Source organism: Desulfosporosinus sp. Sb-LF, assembly GCF_004766055.1.
In the GTDB taxonomy this organism is placed as follows: Bacteria; Bacillota; Desulfitobacteriia; order Desulfitobacteriales; family Desulfitobacteriaceae; genus Desulfosporosinus.
Map to the genome: position 1 here is coordinate 24,253 of NZ_SPQR01000007.1, position 20,764 is coordinate 45,016.

The 20,764-nt window shown below is 43.5% G+C and carries 22 protein-coding genes and 1 tRNA gene; 18 read left to right on the forward strand and 5 right to left on the reverse strand.

The features are described 5' to 3' along the window. Positions 1-59: 59 nt before the first annotated feature. The 4 genes from E4K68_RS11690 to E4K68_RS11705 all read left to right on the forward strand — a co-directional run bounded on the left by E4K68_RS11690 (position 60) and on the right by E4K68_RS11705 (position 2,593). Positions 60-320, forward strand: coding sequence for a stage V sporulation protein S (locus E4K68_RS11690; RefSeq protein WP_135379123.1), 261 nt, complete (start codon positions 60-62; stop codon positions 318-320). A 78-nt stretch (positions 321-398) separates the two neighbouring features. Beyond that, the gene (locus E4K68_RS11695) at positions 399-1,352 is read left to right on the forward strand and encodes a dipeptidase (protein ID WP_135379124.1); all 954 of its coding nucleotides are present in this window, start codon (positions 399-401) and stop codon (positions 1,350-1,352) included. Positions 1,353-1,390: 38 nt separating this feature from the next. Next, positions 1,391-2,236, forward strand: coding sequence for a PHP domain-containing protein (locus tag E4K68_RS11700; RefSeq protein ID WP_135379125.1), 846 nt, complete (start codon positions 1,391-1,393; stop codon positions 2,234-2,236). A gap of 99 nt (positions 2,237-2,335) precedes the next feature. Continuing rightward, positions 2,336-2,593 (forward strand): translation initiation factor 2, encoded by a 258-nt coding sequence (locus E4K68_RS11705; protein ID WP_135379341.1) that lies wholly within the window; start codon positions 2,336-2,338, stop codon positions 2,591-2,593. 53 nt (positions 2,594-2,646) lie between these two features. Here E4K68_RS11705 and E4K68_RS11710 read toward each other — a convergent pair whose 3' ends face one another. Then, a complete protein-coding gene (locus E4K68_RS11710; RefSeq protein WP_135379126.1) occupies positions 2,647-3,147 on the reverse strand; it encodes an HD domain-containing protein in 501 nt (166 codons plus the stop codon). Between the two features lie 172 nt (positions 3,148-3,319). On the opposite strand from E4K68_RS11710, the gene guaB reads away from it, so the two are divergent. The 7 genes from guaB to E4K68_RS11745 all read left to right on the forward strand — a co-directional run bounded on the left by guaB (position 3,320) and on the right by E4K68_RS11745 (position 10,433). After that, positions 3,320-4,774 (forward strand): IMP dehydrogenase, encoded by a 1,455-nt coding sequence (gene guaB / locus E4K68_RS11715; RefSeq protein ID WP_135379127.1) that lies wholly within the window; start codon positions 3,320-3,322, stop codon positions 4,772-4,774. Positions 4,775-4,827: 53 nt separating this feature from the next. After that, entirely contained in the window at positions 4,828-5,160 is a 333-nt protein-coding gene (locus E4K68_RS11720) for a hypothetical protein (protein WP_135379128.1), read from the forward strand. Positions 5,161-5,165: 5 nt separating this feature from the next. Then, the gene (locus E4K68_RS11725; protein WP_135379129.1) at positions 5,166-6,338 is read left to right on the forward strand and encodes a glycerate kinase; all 1,173 of its coding nucleotides are present in this window, start codon (positions 5,166-5,168) and stop codon (positions 6,336-6,338) included. Positions 6,339-6,474: 136 nt separating this feature from the next. Continuing rightward, on the forward strand, positions 6,475-7,056 hold the full coding sequence (locus E4K68_RS11730; protein WP_135379130.1) for a TetR/AcrR family transcriptional regulator: 582 nt from the start codon (positions 6,475-6,477) through the stop codon (positions 7,054-7,056). 76 nt (positions 7,057-7,132) lie between these two features. Next, positions 7,133-7,915, forward strand: a complete 783-nt coding sequence (gene uppP, locus E4K68_RS11735; RefSeq protein WP_135379131.1) for an undecaprenyl-diphosphatase UppP — start codon at positions 7,133-7,135, stop codon at positions 7,913-7,915. A 61-nt stretch (positions 7,916-7,976) separates the two neighbouring features. Then, entirely contained in the window at positions 7,977-9,056 is a 1,080-nt protein-coding gene (locus E4K68_RS11740; protein WP_135379132.1) for a P1 family peptidase, read from the forward strand. 126 nt (positions 9,057-9,182) lie between these two features. Further along, positions 9,183-10,433, forward strand: a complete 1,251-nt coding sequence (locus E4K68_RS11745; protein ID WP_199241755.1) for a hypothetical protein — start codon at positions 9,183-9,185, stop codon at positions 10,431-10,433. Here the strand turns inward: E4K68_RS11745 and E4K68_RS11750 are convergent. Continuing rightward, positions 10,408-11,775 (reverse strand): ATP-binding protein, encoded by a 1,368-nt coding sequence (locus tag E4K68_RS11750; RefSeq protein WP_243450351.1) that lies wholly within the window; start codon positions 11,773-11,775, stop codon positions 10,408-10,410. The two genes, E4K68_RS11745 and E4K68_RS11750, sit on opposite strands and share 26 nt — an antisense overlap. A gap of 239 nt (positions 11,776-12,014) precedes the next feature. Between E4K68_RS11750 and E4K68_RS11755 the strand changes: the two genes are divergently transcribed. Both E4K68_RS11755 and E4K68_RS11760 read left to right on the forward strand, forming a co-directional pair. After that, complete coding sequence (locus E4K68_RS11755; RefSeq protein ID WP_135379134.1) at positions 12,015-12,467, forward strand: N-acetyltransferase; 453 nt, start codon at positions 12,015-12,017, stop codon at positions 12,465-12,467. A 123-nt stretch (positions 12,468-12,590) separates the two neighbouring features. After that, entirely contained in the window at positions 12,591-14,189 is a 1,599-nt protein-coding gene (locus tag E4K68_RS11760; RefSeq protein WP_135379135.1) for a prenyltransferase/squalene oxidase repeat-containing protein, read from the forward strand. Positions 14,190-14,254: 65 nt separating this feature from the next. Here the strand turns inward: E4K68_RS11760 and E4K68_RS11765 are convergent, their stop codons facing one another. The 3 genes from E4K68_RS11765 to E4K68_RS11775 form a co-directional block, all read right to left on the reverse strand. Continuing rightward, the gene (locus E4K68_RS11765; protein ID WP_135379136.1) at positions 14,255-14,452 is read right to left on the reverse strand and encodes a hypothetical protein; all 198 of its coding nucleotides are present in this window, start codon (positions 14,450-14,452) and stop codon (positions 14,255-14,257) included. A 148-nt stretch (positions 14,453-14,600) separates the two neighbouring features. Then, positions 14,601-15,380 (reverse strand): tetratricopeptide repeat protein, encoded by a 780-nt coding sequence (locus E4K68_RS11770; protein WP_135379137.1) that lies wholly within the window; start codon positions 15,378-15,380, stop codon positions 14,601-14,603. Positions 15,381-15,572: 192 nt separating this feature from the next. Further along, positions 15,573-15,648 (reverse strand) — tRNA-Ala (locus E4K68_RS11775). A 475-nt stretch (positions 15,649-16,123) separates the two neighbouring features. Here E4K68_RS11775 and E4K68_RS11780 point away from each other — a divergent pair. From E4K68_RS11780 to rd, 5 genes are all read left to right on the forward strand, one after another. Further along, a complete protein-coding gene (locus E4K68_RS11780) occupies positions 16,124-16,702 on the forward strand; it encodes a lactate utilization protein (protein WP_135379138.1) in 579 nt (192 codons plus the stop codon). Next, the gene (gene ldhH / locus E4K68_RS11785) at positions 16,703-18,871 is read left to right on the forward strand and encodes an L-lactate dehydrogenase (quinone) large subunit LdhH (RefSeq protein ID WP_135379139.1); all 2,169 of its coding nucleotides are present in this window, start codon (positions 16,703-16,705) and stop codon (positions 18,869-18,871) included. A 418-nt stretch (positions 18,872-19,289) separates the two neighbouring features. After that, positions 19,290-19,982: an HAD family hydrolase gene (locus tag E4K68_RS11790; RefSeq protein ID WP_135379140.1), complete on the forward strand. Its 693-nt coding sequence runs from the start codon at positions 19,290-19,292 to the stop codon at positions 19,980-19,982. Between the two features lie 28 nt (positions 19,983-20,010). Then, complete coding sequence (locus E4K68_RS11795) at positions 20,011-20,460, forward strand: hypothetical protein (RefSeq protein ID WP_135379141.1); 450 nt, start codon at positions 20,011-20,013, stop codon at positions 20,458-20,460. A gap of 100 nt (positions 20,461-20,560) precedes the next feature. Further along, positions 20,561-20,719: a rubredoxin gene (rd, locus tag E4K68_RS11800; protein WP_135379142.1), complete on the forward strand. Its 159-nt coding sequence runs from the start codon at positions 20,561-20,563 to the stop codon at positions 20,717-20,719. The last annotated feature ends 45 nt before the right edge of the window (positions 20,720-20,764 follow it).

The window sequence follows — 20,764 nt, forward strand, 5'->3', positions numbered from 1 at the left end:
ACATATATTCATAGTTGTGGTAATACTTGTAAACGATTTCGAGCAGGAGGATGTATCTAATGGATGTTTTAAAAGTTTCAGCAAAATCGAGTCCGAACGCGGTTGCAGGTGCTCTTGCAGGGGTTCTACGTGAGCGAGGCAGTGCTGAGCTACAGGCTATTGGAGCTGGAGCTCTCAACCAAGCTGTAAAGGCTGTTGCGATTGCTCGTGGTTTTGTGGCTCCAAGTGGAGTCGATCTTGTTTGCGTCCCAGCGTTTACTGACGTCGTAATTGACGGGGAAGAGAGAACAGCGATTAAGTTAATTGTTCAACCACGCTAAGGGTCGTTTTAGAGTCACCTGTTTGCTTAATTGTAGACAGGTGCTTTATTATGTCTATGTCAGAGGAGGTCTGTCAGTATGGAGAATTACTTTATCGTAGACGGCCATTGTGATAGTTTAATTCATTTTGTAGAGGGTGAGAGGACACTGAATGACCCATCTGAAGGAGGACAATGGGATATACCAAGAGCTAAGCAAGCTGGCGTATCTCTTCAGTTTCTGGCCGCCTTCATTGAGACGAAGTATAAACCAGCTATGTCATCGTGGCGGGGGCTACAATTAATTGAAGGAGCGCATCGATTCATAGCAGATCATGCTGAGCAAGTTTTCTTGGTTCAGAAAAAACTAGATCTTAAGCAAATACCTGATCCCACTCGAATTGGTATCCTCATGAGTGTGGAGGGCGGAGAAATTCTGGGCGAAAATGCTTTTATGCTGGATATTATCTTTAAATTGGGCGTAAGGGCCTTAGGGCTAACTTGGAACCAACGTAATGCCTTAGCAGATGGGGTTGGAGAAGTATGTACTCAAAGTCGGTTAACGAATTTGGGGCAGGAAGTCGTTCTACGAATGAATGAACTTGGGATGCTTATTGACGTTTCTCATCTCAATGAAGCGGGATTTTGGCATGTATTAGAGCTTTCAAAGCATCCTATCGCGGCTACCCACTCCTGTGCCAAGGCTCTATGTCCTCACCCGCGTAATCTGACAGATCCTCAACTTCGAGCTTTGGCAAAACAGAAGGGCGTTGTAGGGGTCAATTTTTATCCCCGATTTTTGAAAGAAACGGGTCCGACGACTCGAAACGATGTGGTACGCCATATTAGCCATATTGCAGAGGTGGCTGGGGTAGAAGCGGTTGGACTAGGTTCGGATTTTGATGGGATCAGTGAAACACCTGAAGGACTAGAGCATGTCGGTGACTATTATAGGCTACTTAATGATTTGGCGAAGATTGGGTTTTCGACATTGGAGCTTGAACAGATTGCGGGTCGGAATTTTATGCGTTTATTATCGAGCGTGTTAAAATAAGGGCAGGAAGTAGATAACCACAGAAAAGGGGTTATATCGTGAAGCCAACACTTGCTCTATTTGAAGCAGATTTGCATTGTCATACGACCGCGTCTGATGGACTGCTAACGCCGTCTGAACTTATCCGTTCCGCTGCTGAGCTGGGCTTAAAAGGAATTGGCATTACAGATCATGATACGATACAGGGGTGGAGAGAGGCAGAGGAAGCTGGGACAAATTATCAGTTGCAGATTCTCAGAGGGATTGAGCTTAACACGGATTGGCATGGAAAAGAAGTACATATTCTTGGATACGAGGTCGATGCTACGTCTGACTACTTAAATGATAAGCTTAGTTATTTGCGCCAAGCTCGTAAACAACGCATGCTAGAAATCCTCAATCGTTTGGAATTGATGGGGGTTCATATCGATGTTGATCAAATTCAACGTTTGGCTGAGGGAGAATCCATTGGACGCCCGCATATCGCCCAGGCGCTTATTGACCAAGGATACGTAAGTAGTATTCGGGAAGGTTTTGATCGTTATATCGGCTCGGGGTCACCGGCTTATGTTGGACTCCATAAACTAACCCCTGAAGAAGGGATTGAGTTAATCCGAGAAGCTGGTGGCGTTGCGGTCCTTGCCCACCCTGGTATGAATCGTCTAGAACAAGGAATCCCGGCTTGGGTCGAAGTAGGTCTTCAAGGCATCGAAGTCGCACATTCCGAACATAAGCCAGAAGATGAAATGAAATTTCGTGCGATAGCCCAAGAATTCCACTTACTTGCAACGGGAGGATCTGACTTTCATGGGGAGGCACGCAAACCTGGCGTGAAGCTTGGGCGTTGGGGAGTGTCGATCGATGTGATCCAGCAAATCCTTGATTTAGTTCGGTGCAAGTATTAGGGTAAAAAAGGTGTTTTCTTGGCCAAGGGTTAAAATGCATTTCTCCGGCATAGAATACCAATGTAGATTGAGCCGAGGGGGCGAAAGGCATTGGATTCCATGGAAGAAATGAACTTACTAAGGGCGCGCATCGGGGAACTAGAACAGCGTGTGGAGCACTTGAGAGTAAGCCGTCGAGTACTCATGAATCTGTTAGAAAAAGTTGAACGAGAAAAGGTGGCCTTAGTTTACCGCCTAGAAAAGGAAAACGTACGACTGCAACGAAATAATAAGCGATTTGCCAAATGGATTCTTTCTAAAAACAAAGAGATGGTGGAACTTCAAGAGAAAATGGAAGCAACGGCACAAAAGGCATGAGTACCTTAGCGGGACTCATGCCTTTTGTGCCGTTGGGGTAAATATGTGATGATTTAATGGGCATTATCAGCTTGCTCCAAAATACGCCCTAGGTCTGTTTGGGGAGAGTGATGTTCGCGGATTAAACGACAAACTTTAGGATCTAACCCTGCCTTCTGGGCTAAACGTTCACCCCATAGGGCGTGCTGTGTCGCCATTTTTAAGGGAGATGCGAGAATGGTGTGACCCTGCTCAAGGCGAGTCCAAAGGGACACAGGCATTTTCTGCATTAGGACGATATAGACCCGATGCCAAAGACGGATAGAGATGATAGATTTTCCACAATCGTGAAGGAGTGCAGCGGTTATGAGACTTTGAAAATCGGAATAAGCCAAGGGGTGTTCAGCCATAATAATGCTTTGTGTCACTTCAATAGCATGGAGTTGTTCAGTCTTTGACTGCTTTAGAAAGAGTGTTGTGGCCTCGGGAGATAAGTAATTCAAGGCCCATGTAATCTTTGAAGAATCAATCTGGGGATGGAACGCTTGGATGAATTGGCGCACACGGTAAAACATGTCTCTTCCTCCTTTCCCTATCATAATGAGCAGACTCCCATTTGACAAGCTGACGAATGTTTTTTCATATAAATAAAAAGTATTGAAAATAAGTGACGCAAACCCCAAAAATCTGTCCTTTTATGCAGGTATCTGTTATACTAATTAGAAAACTATTCGGAGGGAGTCAATCATGCAGTCCAATCGTATTATTCAAGATGCAGCCCTTACATTCGATGATGTTCTCATAGTTCCAGCAAAATCGGAGGTTCTACCTCGAGATGTTGATGTGAGCACGTACCTAACAAAAAAGATTAAACTTAATATTCCGCTCATGAGTGCTGGAATGGATACTGTTACAGATTCACGGATGGCTATTTCAATGGCCCGTGAAGGTGGAATAGGGATTATTCATAAGAATATGAGCATAGAACAGCAAGCATTAGAAGTCGACAAAGTTAAACGATCTGAACATGGAGTCATCACGGATCCTATCTTTTTACATCCAACCGACAGTATTAACGAAGCATTGAAGCTTATGGAACGTTATCGAATCTCAGGGGTCCCAATTACCGTTGAAGGAAAGCTTGTTGGGATCTTGACCAATCGAGATCTGCGTTTTGAGAAAGATTTTGATCGGATGATTGCAGAGGTTATGACCCAGACTAATCTGGTGACGGCGCCTGTGGGTACGACTCTTGACCATGCCAAGGAAATCTTAGGTCAACATAAGATTGAAAAATTACCTATTGTGGATTCAGAGGGTATGCTCAAAGGACTCATTACGATCAAGGATATCGAAAAATCTCGCCAGTATCCTAATTCCGCTAAAGATGAACGTGGTCGTCTACGTGTGGGTGCGGCCATTGGTGTCACGACGGATACATTACAACGAGCTGAAGCGTTAGTTAACGCTGGTGTGGATGTTATGGTTTTAGATACGGCACATGGGCACTCGGTAGGGGTCATTGAAACGGTAAGGATGTTACGAGAACGTTTTCCGGAAACACAGCTGATTGCGGGAAACGTAGCAACTGCTGAGGCAACTCGTGACTTGATCGAAGCGGGAGCAGATGCAATCAAGGTCGGGATAGGACCAGGATCGATTTGTACTACTCGAGTGGTGGCTGGCATTGGAGTTCCGCAAATCACAGCCGTTATGGATTGCGCTGAAGAAGCAGAAAAATATGGTGTCCCAGTCATTGCTGATGGAGGTATCAAGTTCTCGGGTGACATAGTCAAAGCCTTGGCAGCTGGTGCTCGTATCGTCATGATCGGAAGCCTCTTTGCTGGGACTGAAGAAAGCCCTGGAGATATGGAAATATATCAGGGACGGAGTTTTAAAGTGTACCGAGGGATGGGATCAATCGGAGCGATGAAAGAAGGAAGTCGTGACCGATATTTCCAACAAAAAGATCAAAAACTTGTTCCAGAGGGAATTGAAGGACGTGTCCCCTTTAAAGGACCTGTTGCTGAAACCATTTATCAGATGATCGGAGGTCTCCGAGCGGGAATGGGTTATTGTGGAACACCGAACATTGAGGCGCTTCGAACACAAACTCGCTTCATACGCATTACAGCTGCAGGATTGCGCGAAAGCCATCCCCACGATGTGACAATTACCAAAGAAGCACCAAACTACAGTTAATAATAGATTAGGGAGAGAGTATCACTCTCTCCCTGTTTTGATGGGAGGTAACCATGAATTTCGCTTTTTGGCGCTATCAGCTGTTATTAACTGTGCTCTTTCTTTTTTGGGGCGGTTTCTTTGTTACAGGTGGTGCACTAAATCAAATCGCGTTTAACTTTGCAGTTTTCTACCCGCTTGGGTTTTTAGTGGGATATCGTCCGCAGGTTGAGAATGAGCGCACCGCCTTCCTTGCGGCTCTTTTATTTAACCTTTTGTCCTATGTAGTTGCTCGTGCATCAGCAATCTCAATTCAAAGTTGGATCGTCGTCATAGACTATATGAGCCTCTTTATTTTTCTTAAGGCTGGTCTAATAATTGGTCACCGTGCTCAATCAAAGGAGTGATAATCGTGAGAATTGTTATAGCACCTGACTCTTTTAAGGGCTGCTTAAATGCTTTAAATGTGGCTTATGCAATGCGTAGGGGTGTTCAACGGGTTTACCCTGACAGTGTGATTGAGATGATCCCGATGGCAGATGGGGGCGAAGGTACAGTGGATGCGTTACTTAGCGCGGTACGTGGGATAAGGATTGAGGTCAACTCTACAGACCCGCTAGGGCGCCCTATACGGGCCTGCTATGGCCTTATTGACAATGGAGCGACCGCTATCATCGAAATGGCTGCAGCTTCGGGCTTAACCCTTTTAAGTTCTTGGGAAAGAAACCCCCTACTGACGACCACACAGGGGACTGGTGTACTGATTCGAGATGCTCTCGATCGTGGAGTGAAGAAAATCCTTCTCGGTATAGGTGGAAGTGCGACGAACGATGGAGGAGCCGGGCTGGCGGTCGTATTGGGCGCCAAGCTTTTTGATGCTCAGGGTCAAAAGTTGTCCCAGGGAGGAGCCGCACTTGCCAATCTCGTCACAATTGATTTGTCTGGATTGGACCCTCGTTTGGAGAAGGTTAAGATTGAAGTTGCCTGTGATGTTCAAAATCCGCTATGTGGTCCTGAGGGTGCCAGCGCTGTTTATGGCCCTCAAAAAGGTGCAAAAGTTGAAGATGTTCGAGTCCTAGATGCGGCTCTACAAAACTTTGGAGAACGATTGAGCAAATTGGTGGGTATCAATCTATTAGAGCTGGCGGGTGGAGGTGCTGCAGGAGGGCTTGGAGCGGGTGTTGTCGGATTTCTTGGAGCAAAATTGCGACCAGGGTCACAAATGGTTTTAGAGGTTGCCAATGCGGACGAGAAAATTAGGCACGCTGATTTGGTTTTAACAGGTGAAGGAAGCTCGGATTTTCAGACGGCCTACGGCAAAGTTCCTGTTGGGGTCGCGGCCTTAGCACGTAAGTACGATGTCCCTGTACTGATTATATCGGGATCTGTGGAGGGTCCCCCAGACTTTCTCGTAACTCACGGGATCGCGAGCTGTTTCAGTGTTTCTGAAGGGCCGTCAACCTTGAAAGAGGCTTTTATGAAAGTAGAAGAGCAACTGGAACGTGCGGTTTGGAGGATTTTAACAGTTTGGAAACTGGGGCAGGAGTCTGTAACTAAAAGTAAGAAATTGCCCTTAGGAAGCTAATACTACTTTTGAGGGAAAATATCTAACAAAATACTCCTGAAAAAGAAGGATAAAAATGGAAGTTGAAGAATGAATATAGTGGCTATTCATTTTGACTTACACTTATTTTTATCTCATCTAAAAAGGGGGATTTTAAATGACGGAGTTGTCTCGTCGAGAGCGTAAAAAGAAAGAAACGCGTGAAAGGATTTTCACGAACGCAATGCAGCTTTTCCGCTTACAAGGATTCACAGCCACTTCTGTCCAACAAATTACACAGCAAGCGGACGTGGGAAAAGGGACTTTTTATAATTACTTTTCGACAAAAGAGGCTGTTATATTAGAATTTTCACGTCGAACATGGAAGGACCTGGTAAATAAAGGACGTCAAGAGCCCACTGTAAGCACCCGGCAACGATTAGGGGACCTTCTTCAAGCTTGGGTAGGATTTATGATAGAAGATCGGGAAATCGCATGGGTCACGGTGCGAAATCGCGAAGGGGCAGATTACGATATGAGTTTGCATTATGCTCTCCTTGCAATTTTGACAGTCGGGCAACAAAACAACGAAATTAGCAGAGTATTTGATCCTGCTTTTTTGGCTGAAAGCCTGGAGGGAATGGTGGTACAGCATTTTATCCGCTGGTTTGTTTCTGATGTGGGCGATTTGCATGAAGAAGTAAACCATTCGCTTGCTGTGTTTTTAGACGGGCTCTCGGACAATCAGCAGGAGGCCTGAGAGTGAAGGAGCTTTGTCGTTTAAATTCTTTGCTACGTGTGGTATAGTTATTCTAGTTTTGAATGGAGGGTGAGAAGTGACGGTTTTACACGCATTAATATTAGGTATTGTGCAAGGTTTGGGTGAGTTTTTGCCTATCTCTAGCTCTGCGCACCTTGTACTAATCCCATGGCTTTTTGGATGGGAAGATCCGGGATTGACGTTTGATGTTGCACTTCATATGGGTACTTTGTTGGCTGTGGTTCTGTATTTCTGGAACGATTGGGTCAGATTGATTAGAGCCGCCTTGCGACGTCGTGCTTCAAATGATAAACGTATTTTCTGGTACTTAATCGTAGCGACCATACCCGGTGGATTGTTTGGTTTAGCGCTCGAGAAAAAAGCAGAGACTATTTTTCGTTCTCCTTTGCTCATCGGAACTATGATGATTGTCATGGGGATCCTCTTATATCTCGCAGATCGCAAACGTCAACTTCGTAAAATGGATACGATGACTCTTGCAGATGCTGTTTGGATTGGACTTTCGCAAGCGCTAGCGATTATTCCCGGAGTGTCTCGTTCCGGAAGTACTATGACAATGGCTCGTTTCTTAGATTTAACCAGAGAAGATGCTGCCCGCTTTTCTTTCCTTATGTCTACACCTATTATTATGGGCGCCGGACTATTGAAACTTCGGCATTTAACGATGGCTTCCATAAACTTACCCTTTTCGGTTGGCGTTATTTCCTCATTTGTTGTCGGCATTCTTAGTATTTCATTCTTACTGCGGTATTTAAGAACCAGTAACTTTGGACTTTTTGTAGGTTACCGGTTTCTAATTGGTATCGTTGTGATTGGGTTCGCTTTAGCAGGACATTAGAGATCTCGTCCATTCATATCCCTCTGTTGTTAACCATAGAGTAACAGCGGAGGGATTTTTAATGCATAAAAGAAGCACACCGAGAAATTTAGGGCTTTGGATGGGGCATGTGCCAGTGGGCCCCAATAATGACATTACGGATGTGCCTGGTGTTAGTGTAGGAAATGTTTCTCTAATTAAGGGTGCTGGATCGCTAATTCCTGCCAGAGGGGGTCCTGTTCGAACAGGTGTGACGGCTATTCTCCCTTGTCCTGGTAATATCTATCGGCAACCCTGTCGCGCTGGGATCGAGGTTATAAATGGATATGGAAAATCGATTGGTGTTCCCTTTATTCAAGAAATGGGGATTCTCAATTGTCCGGTATTATTGACTAATACGCTTAGTGTCAATGATGTAGCCCACGGTGTCATCACGTATCTTTTACAGCAAAATCCCGAAATTGGAAATGATGCACGGACTCCTAATGTCGTTGTTTTGGAATGCGATGATTCATATCTAAATGATATTCGAGGGCGCCATGTTAAGCCGTGGGATGCTATACTTGCCATTCAACGGGCAACTAAGGGGCCGATAGAGCAGGGTAATGTTGGTGCTGGAGTGGGAATGTCCTGCTTTCAAATGAAAGGGGGAATTGGGAGTTCTTCCCGTCTTGTTTTTAATCATAATGAGAGTAGGCATGTCGTAGGGATACTCGCTCTGGCAAATTTCGGCCTGTTACGTGATTTCCTCTTAGCAGGGGTTCCTGTCGGACAATTTCTTTCAGTGCCTGGAGTAGGGTACATTCCAGGTTCATTAATTCTTGTGGGTATTACAGACGCTCCATTATCACGATGGCAATTAAAACAACTTGCTCGTCGAGCCTGTTTAGGAATAGCGCGTACTGGGTCAATCTCGATGACTGGCAGCGGTGATTTTTGCTTAATGGTCAGCACTTATTCTGGCGATGACAACGTTTTGTCAGACTGGGAGCTGGATGATTATTTCAGAGCTGTTGTTGAAGCCACGGCAGAAAGCATTTGGAACTCCCTATTTCTAGCACAAACTATGCAAGGTCGAGATGGAAATATCCGTCATGCCCTGCCTATTGAGAAAACGCTTAATCTGGTCCGTGGCTGGCATGGAGGGTTCGCATCCACATAAGAGGTAATGGACAGCGTATATGGTTCCATGCAAACAGGTTTTCATGAAATTTGTCATGATCTTCGCCCTTAGCGCGTAAACATGTTGGTAAACATGTTTATGGAGAAAAGCTAAGGGAGGTTCATCGTGAGTATTACCTGGAACTTGATCTGGGACGCTCATCCTGACCTATTTATGGTGAGGAATTGGCAGGAATACCCGGATGATAAAAAAAAGGCAAGTCGTCTCCCCCCACACTATACATATTTTATGGGTGTCGAGACGACTTTACGAGTTGGGATTATTGCAACTTCTTCAATGCAGCGAGAAGAAGAGTTTCTTCTCGCTGGTCTATTATGGGGAAATCGACTAAGCAATGGTGCGAAAACTGTAATTTATTTTGTTGCACCTGATTTTTCAAAGTCCTTTATCAATGGGCTCACTAAAATCGGAGGAAATATCTTTGCAAGAGCGGTTTATTGGCGTGAAAAGCTTACTCCAAGTCTATACCTTATTCCTGAGGAGTCACAAACTAGCCGGACAAGATACGCCCTGGGGGAAGAACGTCCAGATTGGAATCGCTGGGGACAAGGCTTAAATCCTGTCGCTCAACAACAACTAAAAATCGTGAACACCTTTTTTGGTCAATTGGCGAATCGTCGGGTTCGCATAGAAATAAAACCTCGGCACATTAGTTTCCTTTGGGGAAACTTTGAAATTGCTGAAGTGCGTCGTTCGGGCAAGAAATTTGTATTGACGACTAAAGTGAAGTGGCTTAAAACGAATGAACAACTATTACATTTACATAAACAAGGGTGGGTGGACGCCGCTGGTTCTCTGAATCAAGAATTTTGTACGGCAATTTGGGGCATTCTCGACTACCTCGAATCCTTGGAGCTTGAAGGCAAACTTCGCACCCAAGATCTCATCACTTTGTGGCTTCATCAGGGTGAAGGAGTCTTGAAATCGCTTTGGGGGAGTCCATGGCCATGGCCGTGGTTACCGAGAGAGCGTAGCGAAAACTCTGTCATCGAATTGGAAGAATGGTATTTTTTTCAAGGCAATGGACAACTAAGTGTTGTTTGTCCAATTTTCGAAAAACCCTTAACAAAAGCGACGCGAAGTGTTTTGTTGGCAAGTGTGTTGGAAAGAAGTATGCTTCTCGTCTGTGCCAAAGATGCTCAAGGAAAACCGCTAGGTTGGGATGGTCGAGTACACTGGCTTACAACCCTCAGTAAAGAGGAAGAACTTCGACGTTGGTATTGCTGGCTAAAAGATACGGATAAGTTTCCGATCTGGACGTTGCCGGAAAATTGGCGTGACAAAGGAATTTATGAGCTAAATTGTCAAGGTACACTTTTGACTGGTTCACTTATGCAGAAAGGATGCCCCTCGTGAAACTTGAGGAGTGCGGTAAATCAATGACTACTTCGGTTCCACAAATAGGTTCATCTTCGGAAAAGTGAAGTTTGCCATGATGAGCAAGGACGATTTGTTGAGCAATGGTTAAACCCAGTCCGGTCCCTTCTTTTTTTGAGGTAAAGAAGGGATCAAAGACCCGATTACGTAGGTTTTTGGGAACACCAGAACCGTAATCGATAATGCTGATCCTTACGAGCGTTTCTTGTTCTTCTAAATGAATGATGACCTTTTCTCCTTTGGGTGAGGCTTCAATGGCGTTATTTAGAATAAATAGAAGCGCTTGGAGGAGTTGTTCGTGGTCACCAATGACGTGGACCGATGTGACGGAGAGTTGGAGAATGAGGGTTACGCTCTGTGAGAGACAAATGGGATGGGTTATTTCCGCCATAGAATGAATGGCTTCGGTCAAGTCAACAGGTTTCATTTGAGGTGCTGTTGGGCTTGTTAGTAGCACGAATTTACTCAACATTTGATCAATGGATTGGATTTCATCGAGAATCAGTTGTTGATATGGACGAAAGAACTGGGGCCACTGTTCGGGTGTAATCAGTTGCATGAACCCTTTGATGGTTGTTAAAGGGTTGCGGATTTCATGCGCTAAACCCGCAGAGACCTCACTAATAATGAGAAACTTTGCTGCTTGCAAAGAGGCCTCAGATCGTTCTTTTTCTTCGCTAATATCGAAAAGCAGTAGGACCGTACAGCATTGAATATCAAAGTCCAGTAGAGGCCGAGTCTGAAACCGCAGGTGTTTTTCTACTCCTGACGGGTTTTTCCAGATGATTTCACCGTGCTCCGGCGGAGTATCCGGTTTAAAATTTGGTAAAATACCCAGAACAGTAGATATAGATTGGCCTAGTAAAGAGGAGTCAGGTAACGATAAAAGTAGGCTCGATTGAGGATTTGATTCTATAATAGATCCTGTATGGTCCAATAAGATAATTGCTTCGCGTGTATAGTCGAGGGTTTTGATTAAGGGGGGACTTTGCCGAAGCAACACACGCATAGCTTTGATGTGACGTTGATGAAGCAGGCGTTCTTGTGTTTCCTTGTGATCAAAGAGAAACATGACCCCAAGCAGGAAGAGTACATGAACTAAAAGAAATAGGGTCGAGCTTGGAGATACTCGTGAAATGACCAAAAGCAAAGCGGCTGACATGACCCAGGCTTTGCCCCAAGCACTTGACCAAAGTCTAAACCATAAAACGATAGCCATGAACGGGAAGAACGCGAAAATGATGCGAAAAAAGCCCGGCAGATGTAGGGTTTTACTGATAATAGTGGTTATAATGAGGACTAGAGACAATATCATAAACATACTCTGTCTATGGAGAAAACGGAATTTCAGGGAAACCACAATACAAATCTCCTCCCAAAACCATCGAAGCTATATCGTACGACATAGTGTATCATACTAAGATGTGGAAATTTGTCATAAAAGGAGATACAAAATGAGAAATCCTATTGGTCAAGCGGCGAAAGTATATTCAAAAAAGGAGATGCAACAATATAATAAATGTTGTATAATTATGCAAAACGCTTAAAGGAGATATAGAGATGAAATTGCGTAAGGCCCGAATAGCTGATGTTGAAGAAATGATGTTATTAATTAATAGTAATGCAGAACAAGGACTCATGCTGGGCCGATCAAGAAATATGCTTTATGAAAATATTCGCGAATTCTTGCTGGCGGAAATAGATGGTCAGTTAGTAGGGGTTGCATCCCTCCATGTCCTTTGGAGTGATTTGGCAGAAATACGAGCATTAGCAGTCTCTAGTGACTATAAAAGGAAAGGGATAGGAACAAAGATCGTTAAAGGACTTGAAGAAGAAGCGAGGGAACTAGGATGTACGAAGCTCTTTGCTCTAACCTATCAGCCCGAGTTCTTTAAACACTGTGGTTATGAACAAGTCAGTAAGGATGAAATGCCTCAAAAGGTTTGGACAGAGTGTATCAATTGTATCAAGTTTCCTAATTGTGATGAGATTGCCGTCAGCCGTATCCTATAACATGTGGGCAGAATAGTTTAGCCGGACCTTTAGGTTCGGCTAATGTTTTATGGAACTAATTTCCACTTAGTTACATAAAACATACTATGGCATTGCGCTAAATATGAGGACGGAGACGGTGCTATGGAGCTTAAAGGCGAAGTCCATGAGGGGTTTGAAAAGGCACGTTTTTTTGTATTTGAAGGTGTGGAGCAGATCCTGTCGGGAAGTCTTGACGAAGCGCACGGTATATCCTCGAGCCCAGGGGCAACTGCGCTTGCCGCCCTTGCCTTACTCGCAGTCGGAAGGGGATTTGAGGATGCTCAACAGCGTGGAATACAATGGTTGAGGCAGCAATATAAAGGAGGCTGGGGAAAATTCCCTGGTGATACACCTGATGAAGAGATCACCCAAATCGTCAGGATGGTTCTTCGGGGAAGTCAAGGTGGGTGGAAGGCCAAACTGAGACTTTTGTCTCAAGCACGGCAATTTTCTTATATGATTCTTTCGTTAGGACAAAGGGTGGTTCCAGGCCTAGAGGGTCCCACTCCGGAGGAAATTTTACTTCCAACTATTCTGGAAGATAGGATATTAACTAAGTTGCCACACTATGGAAGACCGGTTGTTGTTGCGGCTTCAATTCTTGCCTCAAACTCACTAGATGGAATTCAAAGAGGGATTCAGTACCTTTTAAAAACACAGATGGCTGACGGTTCTTGGGCGGAAGATATAATTGCAACGAGTTTAGCGACTCTTGCGATTATTAGCAAAGGGAGTAATCTTGTACAAACACAAAGAGCTGCACAATGGTTGGTACAGAAACAGTATCCAAGTGGTGGGTGGCCTGCTTTTGATCAACTTGGAAATTGGGCTATGGGTTGGGCTTTGAGCATCTTTGGAGAGACAACTCAGAGACCTTCAGAAATTCCTTGGCTAAATCCAGCACTGAATTGGTTAAAGAAAGCCCAGAATGCGGATGGTAGTTATGGAAGTACCCCTCCGTACACTCACCCTGACCTGGACGATACGGCTGTTGCCTTGATCGGGTTACACCAAGTTCTCGGGGAACAGAATCAGTTGGGAGTTAACCTTCTGAAGCGGTTACAGAATTTTGATGGAAGCTGGGGGACATTTCCTAGCTTTCAAGGTGTACCTCCCAATGTCTCTACAGAGTTCCCCGTCTATATTTCGAGTGTTGATGTTAGCATTCACGTTTTAGAGGCCTTATGGAGACGTTCTCGTTCTCAAGATGAACAAATATGGCGTGGTATAAATTGGATTTTAGCTCAGCAAGATGATCAAGGTGCATTCCCTGCATCTTGGTTTACGGGGTCCATCTATAGTACCGCACAGGCCTTAGAATTACTCAGCAAGTGGAAGTTCAGTTGGGAACGGTGGAACACAGCACGTAATATCAGTGTGGCAAAGAAAAAAGGACAGATATTTCTTGTGAATGCTCAGAATCACGATGGAGGTTGGGGTTCAGCAGTCGAGACTAGCTTGTCTATTACAGGGTTATGGCGATATTCAAAAATGGTTCCAAGAGAAGTCTTTAATAAAGGAATAAGAAGTCTCCTTGCAGTCCAGAAAAGTGATGGTTCATTTGAGCCTTCTTACCGTGGAGTCTATGCAAAGGGGTGGAATTATGAGGAACCGATAACAACTGCGCTTACGGCCATTCGCGCATTACAACGCTATCAAAGGTTGGACAAGGGCAAGGGATTGTTTTTTAAAAAGTTTTAGCCGAGTATAAAACCCCAATCATTTACTTGGCACGTAACGTGATTGGGGCATCAGCTCAGAGTTTGTTATTGTGAACAGAATGGGGTTGTGAAGTTTTTTTGTTCGCGTTGTCTGAGAATTGCATGGAGGAAATCCCATTGCAAATCGAGGTAGGCGTTGGTTAGCTCGTATTCACTCAACCCTTTGGAGAGGAGATATTCACGAGAGGATGTTTCGAAATCACGAATAAATTCCAAGACCTCTTCACCTTGAATTGACAGCATTTTTCACCCTCCATTCGAAAACATGAGGTTAGTCTTGTCTGATTTTGCGGTAATATACTAGCTTTATCCTTATTATAGGGAATCGCCATTGAAAAACCTGTTGGAATAGGGAGATCGATCCGAGGATAAAAGAGAAAATAATGAAGAACTAATAAGAGTTTTTGTTGCTTTTTGCAGAATGGTTCTCATCGACTGGGCAATGACGCCAAAGCGAAGGATCAAGTAAAAGTCGGTTTCCAGCCCGGTAATGACGTTTGGCTTGAGGGAGATCTTCAAGCCAAACATAGCAGTCTGCTAATGAATGATGAATACTGGCTTTATAACTTAGAGTTAGGATCTTTTGAGTAAGCCAATGGGATCCACTATGTGGAAATCCGTGTTGTTGTTCCAGATGTAAACTTCGCTCGAATAATTGGGCGGCTTCTGGAATTTTTCCAACTTGTACAAGAACACGGCCCTGCGTCGCAAGCATAAGAGGGTCGACTAAAGAGTGGGGATTATCACGCAATACATAGAGCGCTCGTATTGTATTGCCTTCTTTTAACAGAATATCCCCAAGTGTCGTACAGAGCAAGGGATCATGACTAGGGAGGAATTTTTCTAGAAGCGATATAGCTATTGTCGGCGCTTGGAAGTAGTAATAAAGTTGGCTTGCAAAACGTGCAATCGACATGGGACTGGTGTCTTGTGAAATCGCACGGGCCATTCGTTTGGCTGTTACCTTCTTTTCAGGAGGAGTAAAGGTTTTCTTCTTTATCATGGCTACATAGGAAACGCAAAGGCCACCTAATAGAAGATGTAGGCCACTGTTCAACCCAAACCGCCAAGTAGTAATCGTTGTGGCCAGTAGGGTAAGTGTTGCTAAGTACATAAAAAAATATAGTTTTTGCACGTAAAGTATTTCTAAATCGAACTGCACACTTCGCATTCTATCCCCCCTTTCATGTTACGACAGACAAGATGCAATTAGAACACGTATAAATATGTTAATAACAATTTGGCCAGGTCATAAAGACCTGGCCAAATTGTTATTAACATAGAAAAAAAGCTGCCTACAGTCAATATACTGTCAACAGCTTTTCGTTTTTAAGTTTAAAGTTCTTATTTCCGAATAGTCTTATGGTGGAGGTAAGCGGAATCGAACCGCTGGCCTCTAAAATGCGAATCTAGCGCTCTCCCAGCTGAGCTATACCCCCAATAATAACAATTATAATCCAATGTTCAAAAATTGCAAGTTTTCTTCGAAAATTTTTGGAGGATTTCCGCGTCCGGAAATCCTCTTGCGCGCAAGGTCTAGAAATTAGGTTACCAGACTTACTTATTTAACCATAACGCAAATTTTGTCGAAAATCAATTTGTAAATTATAGGAGAAATTCTTATAACAACGTTTTGGATTACCGTTTTTAACAAATTATCGGTAGTAGACTCTCCAAATTGTTCTCGAAAAAAGATAGGACAGACAGCTAAAAAACCATCTTCTAAATATAGTTTTAGTTAAATCTCGAAACCTAAGAAGTTTATTATAATATTTCAATTTTTAATACCGAAGATATTGATACTTCTGAAAATATACATTAAAATAAGGTAAATGGCATGATGGTCAGACCAATATATTTAATAGATATGTTGGTTTAATTATAAATAGTAAAAACCGAAGGAGGAAGAGCCTTATGGGAATTGATCGAACAACTGAGTTATATGAACGATTTAAAACGAAATTGGAAGCCGTGTCTGGAGAATGTTATCGTGTTGAAACCGCTAAAGAAGCAGGACAACTTCTTTGTAAAGTGCTTCAGCAAAAAGGGGTACAGAATGTTGCACTATTAAATGCTTCAATCTCACGCAAAGGAACTATGGAAAATCAGTTGGGTGAAGCTGGTATAGTCGTAATGACAGACCATTTTCGTGAAGTTACGCCAGATGCACATGCAGGTATCACGCAAGTTAACTATGCTATTGCTGAACTTGGAACTCTTGTTCAAGCGGACGCAGATGCGAATGTTGATCAGCGCCTATGTTCCACCCTGGTGCCTATCCATGTCGCACTTGTTTCCACATCCAAACTCATTCCAACACTCATGGAAACTATGGCAACTCTCCATCGACTCCCTAGAATTCCTGGATTTGTGGGTTTTATCACAGGTCCAAGTAGAACTTCAGATATTGAACGCGTTTTGACGATCGGGGTCCATGGTCCCAAACAACTCGTCGTTATCTTTGTTGATGAGCAAGTAGAGGAAGTGGCTTAAATGGCTAATAAACAATTTAAAACAAAAATCGAAAATGCACTTGACAATAAAGTATTACGCGGAGCGTTGGGCCGTTTTGGTGATGCTTACACTATATCACGTGAGCAGGCATACGAGGGTTATGACTTTACGGAACTACGCGAGAATATCGCTCGTGTGAAGTCCTATGCAGCAACTCACTTGGACGAAATGCTGGATCAGTTCGAAAAAGAAGCATCTGCCAGAGGAGCGAAGGTTTTTCGTGCAACTACCGGCGAAGACGCAAAACAATATATTCTTGAACTGGCTAGGAAACAAGGTGCAAAACGGGTTGTCAAGTCTAAATCCATGGCCTCTGAGGAGATTTTACTCAATAAAACATTGCAAGCTGAAGGTATGGATGTGCAGGAAACAGATTTGGGAGAATGGATTGTACAGTTAGCGGGACAACATCCTTCTCACATGGTGATGCCAGCAATTCATATGACGAAAGAAGAGGTCGCAGATACGTTTACCGAACACTTAAAGAGGGTAAATGAACCTGATATCTCTGAACTTGTTAAAACGGCTAGGGTAGAACTCCGTAAAAAGTTTTTAGAGGCGGATATGGGGATTTCTGGAGCCAATATGGCCGTTGCAGAGACAGGTACTTTGATTATGGTGACGAATGAAGGAAACGCTCGTCTAACATCCACCTTGCCCCCGGTGCATGTCTATTTAGTGGGCATAGAAAAATTGGTACCAAAATTTGAGGATGCCGGATACATACTTCAGGCACTCCCTAAGAGTGCGACGGGTCAAAAAATTACCAGTTATGTAAGCATGGTAACGGGTGCAACGCCAGCCTATCTCCCAGATGGTTCAGTTCAGACCAAGGAATTTCACATTATCCTAATGGACAACGGCCGACGAAAGATGTATAACGACGAAAAGTTTAAAAAGACATTCCAGTGTATTCGGTGTGCATCGTGTCTGAATGTATGTCCTGCTTTCCAACTTGTGGGTGGGCATGTTTATGGACATATTTATACAGGTGGGATTGGAACCATCTTAACTAACTTCTTAAATTCTGAAAAAGATGCTCAAAACCCGCAAAATCTTTGTCTCCAATGTGGAAAATGTTCCGAGGTATGCCCAGGAAAGTTAGATATTCCAGAGATGATTTTAGAGATGCGAAACCGTATGGGTGAAAAAGAAGGGCTTCCGTTCACCCAGAAATTTGCCTTGGATGTGGTTTCTAATCGGAGACTATTCCATTCGTTGTTGCGCATGGCATCTGTTGCTCAAAAGCCGTTCACCAAAGGGCAGCCGGTTATTCGTCATTTACCCATGTTTCTCTCGGGTCTTACGGAGAAGAAAAGTTTGCCAGCAGTTGCCAAAGTTCCTTTTCGAGATGTGTTTAAGAACATCAAGCAAGATGTTAAGAAACGCAAAGGAACGATTGCATTCTATGCAGGCTGCTTGATTGACTTTGTCTATCCTAAGATTGGTGAAGGGGTTATTGCCGCATTCAATGAAAAAGGCTATGAAGTTGTATTTCCAGATGGGCAATCATGTTGCGGTGCTCCAGCTACGTATATGGGTGACCGTAAAAACGCGCGAAAGTCTGCGATTATAAATATTGAAGCGTTAGAGGCGGAAAAGGTTGATTACGTTGTCTCCGCTTGTCCTACCTGCACACACGCTCTTAAAGACAGCTTCAAAGAACTTCTTGAAGATGATCCAGCGTTAGCTGCTCGTGCTGAAGAACTGAGTCGTAAGTCTTTAGATTTCTCTAAACTGTTATCTGATCTCGGCGGCTTAACCCCTGGTGGAGATGGGGAACCTTTAAAAGTTACGTATCATGATTCTTGTCATCTGAAACGGAAAATGGGTATCTATGCTGAACCTCGCAAACTCTTGAGTAATACGTCAGGGGTAAAACTTGTTGAGATGAAAGAATCAGATCGGTGTTGTGGATTCGCAGGCTCTTATTCAATAAAATTCCCTGAGCTGTCAGGTCCCATCTTGGATCGTAAACTAGGTAATATTGAAGCCTCTGGTGCAGACGTCGTCGTTGTTGATTGTCCAGGGTGCTTAATGCAAATTGCTGGCGGCCTAGATAAGAAAAATCCTAACATCAGAGTTATACACACTGCAGAGCTACTATTGGAGAAACGAAAGAAAATGAAAAAAAAGAATAAAAAATAGAAGGATTTTCCATTCTGGATGTAGAAGTAAACTTAAGTAAGTGAACAACCTTTTATCCGGATGGAAGTAAGGCAATGTTTTGCCGCAAAGCGAAATCGCGTCGAGGGAAAAGGTTGGAGCCTTCTAAAGATTAAGCAATGGCCTTCTCTAATGTGCTGCAGCACATTAGAGAAGGGAGTCTCAGTATTGCACCTCTGTTAAGCAGAGCGGGTCGTTGCGAGAACTGAGAACTGTTGAGGAACCCTAAGAGATCATCACTCTCTTGGGGTCTTTTTTATGAAAATTAGGAAAAAACAATTTGCCTGAATGGAACTTATTTAAAACTAGAAGGAATTCGTAAGGAAAAGGAGAATAATATAGCATAGAACCAGAAGATAGAATCGTTCTGCGTTTGAGACCTCAATAGGAGGAAACAGTCGTGATTCAAGCTATTCTTTTTGACATAAAAGAAACGTTGACAAATATAAATTCGTCTGACTTCATGCGAAATTATCTTGGATTTTTGGCTCCGCGCTTTGCGCATCTTCTCCCGCCAGATAAGTTTTCAAAACAACTTTTAAAATCGATGGAAGTTATGCGGAATGAACCTAAACCTGGGCAAACAAATATGCAGACGTTTTATGACGACTTTAGTAAAGCCACGAATCAATCGTACCAAACGTTACATCCAATTTTCGAGGAGTTTTATGAATCCGATTTCCCTGCGTTGCGTTGCTTGATTCGGGTTATTCCGCAAGGGGCAAAGGTGGTTGAGTACGCTATTCAACAGGGATTTTTAGCTGCTGTGGCGTCGAATCCAGTGATACCGTTAATCGCTATACGAGAGCAACTTCGCTGGGCTGGGCTAAATCCGGATCATTTCAAAGTCATTCCTGCCTGGGATAACTTTCATTTTTGTAAGCCCCATCTTGAGTTCTTTAGAGAGATTGCGGATTGTCTTGACGTTAAACCTGAGAGCTGTTTGTTGGTCAGTGATAATATTGAAGATAAGGTATGCCAAGAACTAGGGATGAAGCTTTTTTATGTAGGAACTAATCAATCTGAAATGCAGACGGATTATTTGGGCTGTCTTGATGATCTTGTCCATTTAATTAGTCAAGGGAATTTATGATCTTGTGGGCGAGAATGGAGGAGCAAGCATGGGAATGCTTTATCAGCCCATACTATGCAAAACGGTGGAAAACCCGAATTTGCCGGTTCAATCTGTACGAATGGCTCGGTTACTCAATGAATTTCTTAGCCGTTATAATGAGTGGAAGCTTGCTAAATTTCAATCAACGCTGGGGATACTGATCGTAGTATTCTTGGGTTTAAGTAGTTTGTTGATTCCTTGGCTTTTACCAGGTATCGGGGTGCCTATGAGTTTCTGTGGACTCGTTCTTTTGTATTTTTCGGTAAGGTACTATTTAGAAGTTAACGAGCGGGTAAATCACTTATACGTTAACGTACATATTCTGCATCACCATTTATTGGGTAAGCTTGAGGTGGGTTTTTGTGATCATAACGAACCTTGTCAATGTGTCGATGACTTTCGCTGCTACGTCTTAAACAATTATAGTGTTTCATTGTCTAAGGGATCCTTGAGATAATCGCATTTGGCATGAATGGATCTGAGTGTTGGCGTATGAATGCAAAAAATGATAGAATTAATCGTTGAAATTATCTACTAAAAATGAATGGAGGCTTTTTATGAAAAAGTATGTTTGTTCAGCTTGTGGCTATGTTTATGATCCCGCTGTTGGGGATCCCGATTCGGGAATTGCACCCGGTACTGCTTTTGAGGATCTTCCGGAAGATTGGGTTTGTCCACTCTGTGGAGTGGGCAAAAGTGAGTTTGAAGCCGAGTAATTTATAGGATTAAGTGGGGAAAAGCGAAAGAGCTTTTCCCTTTCG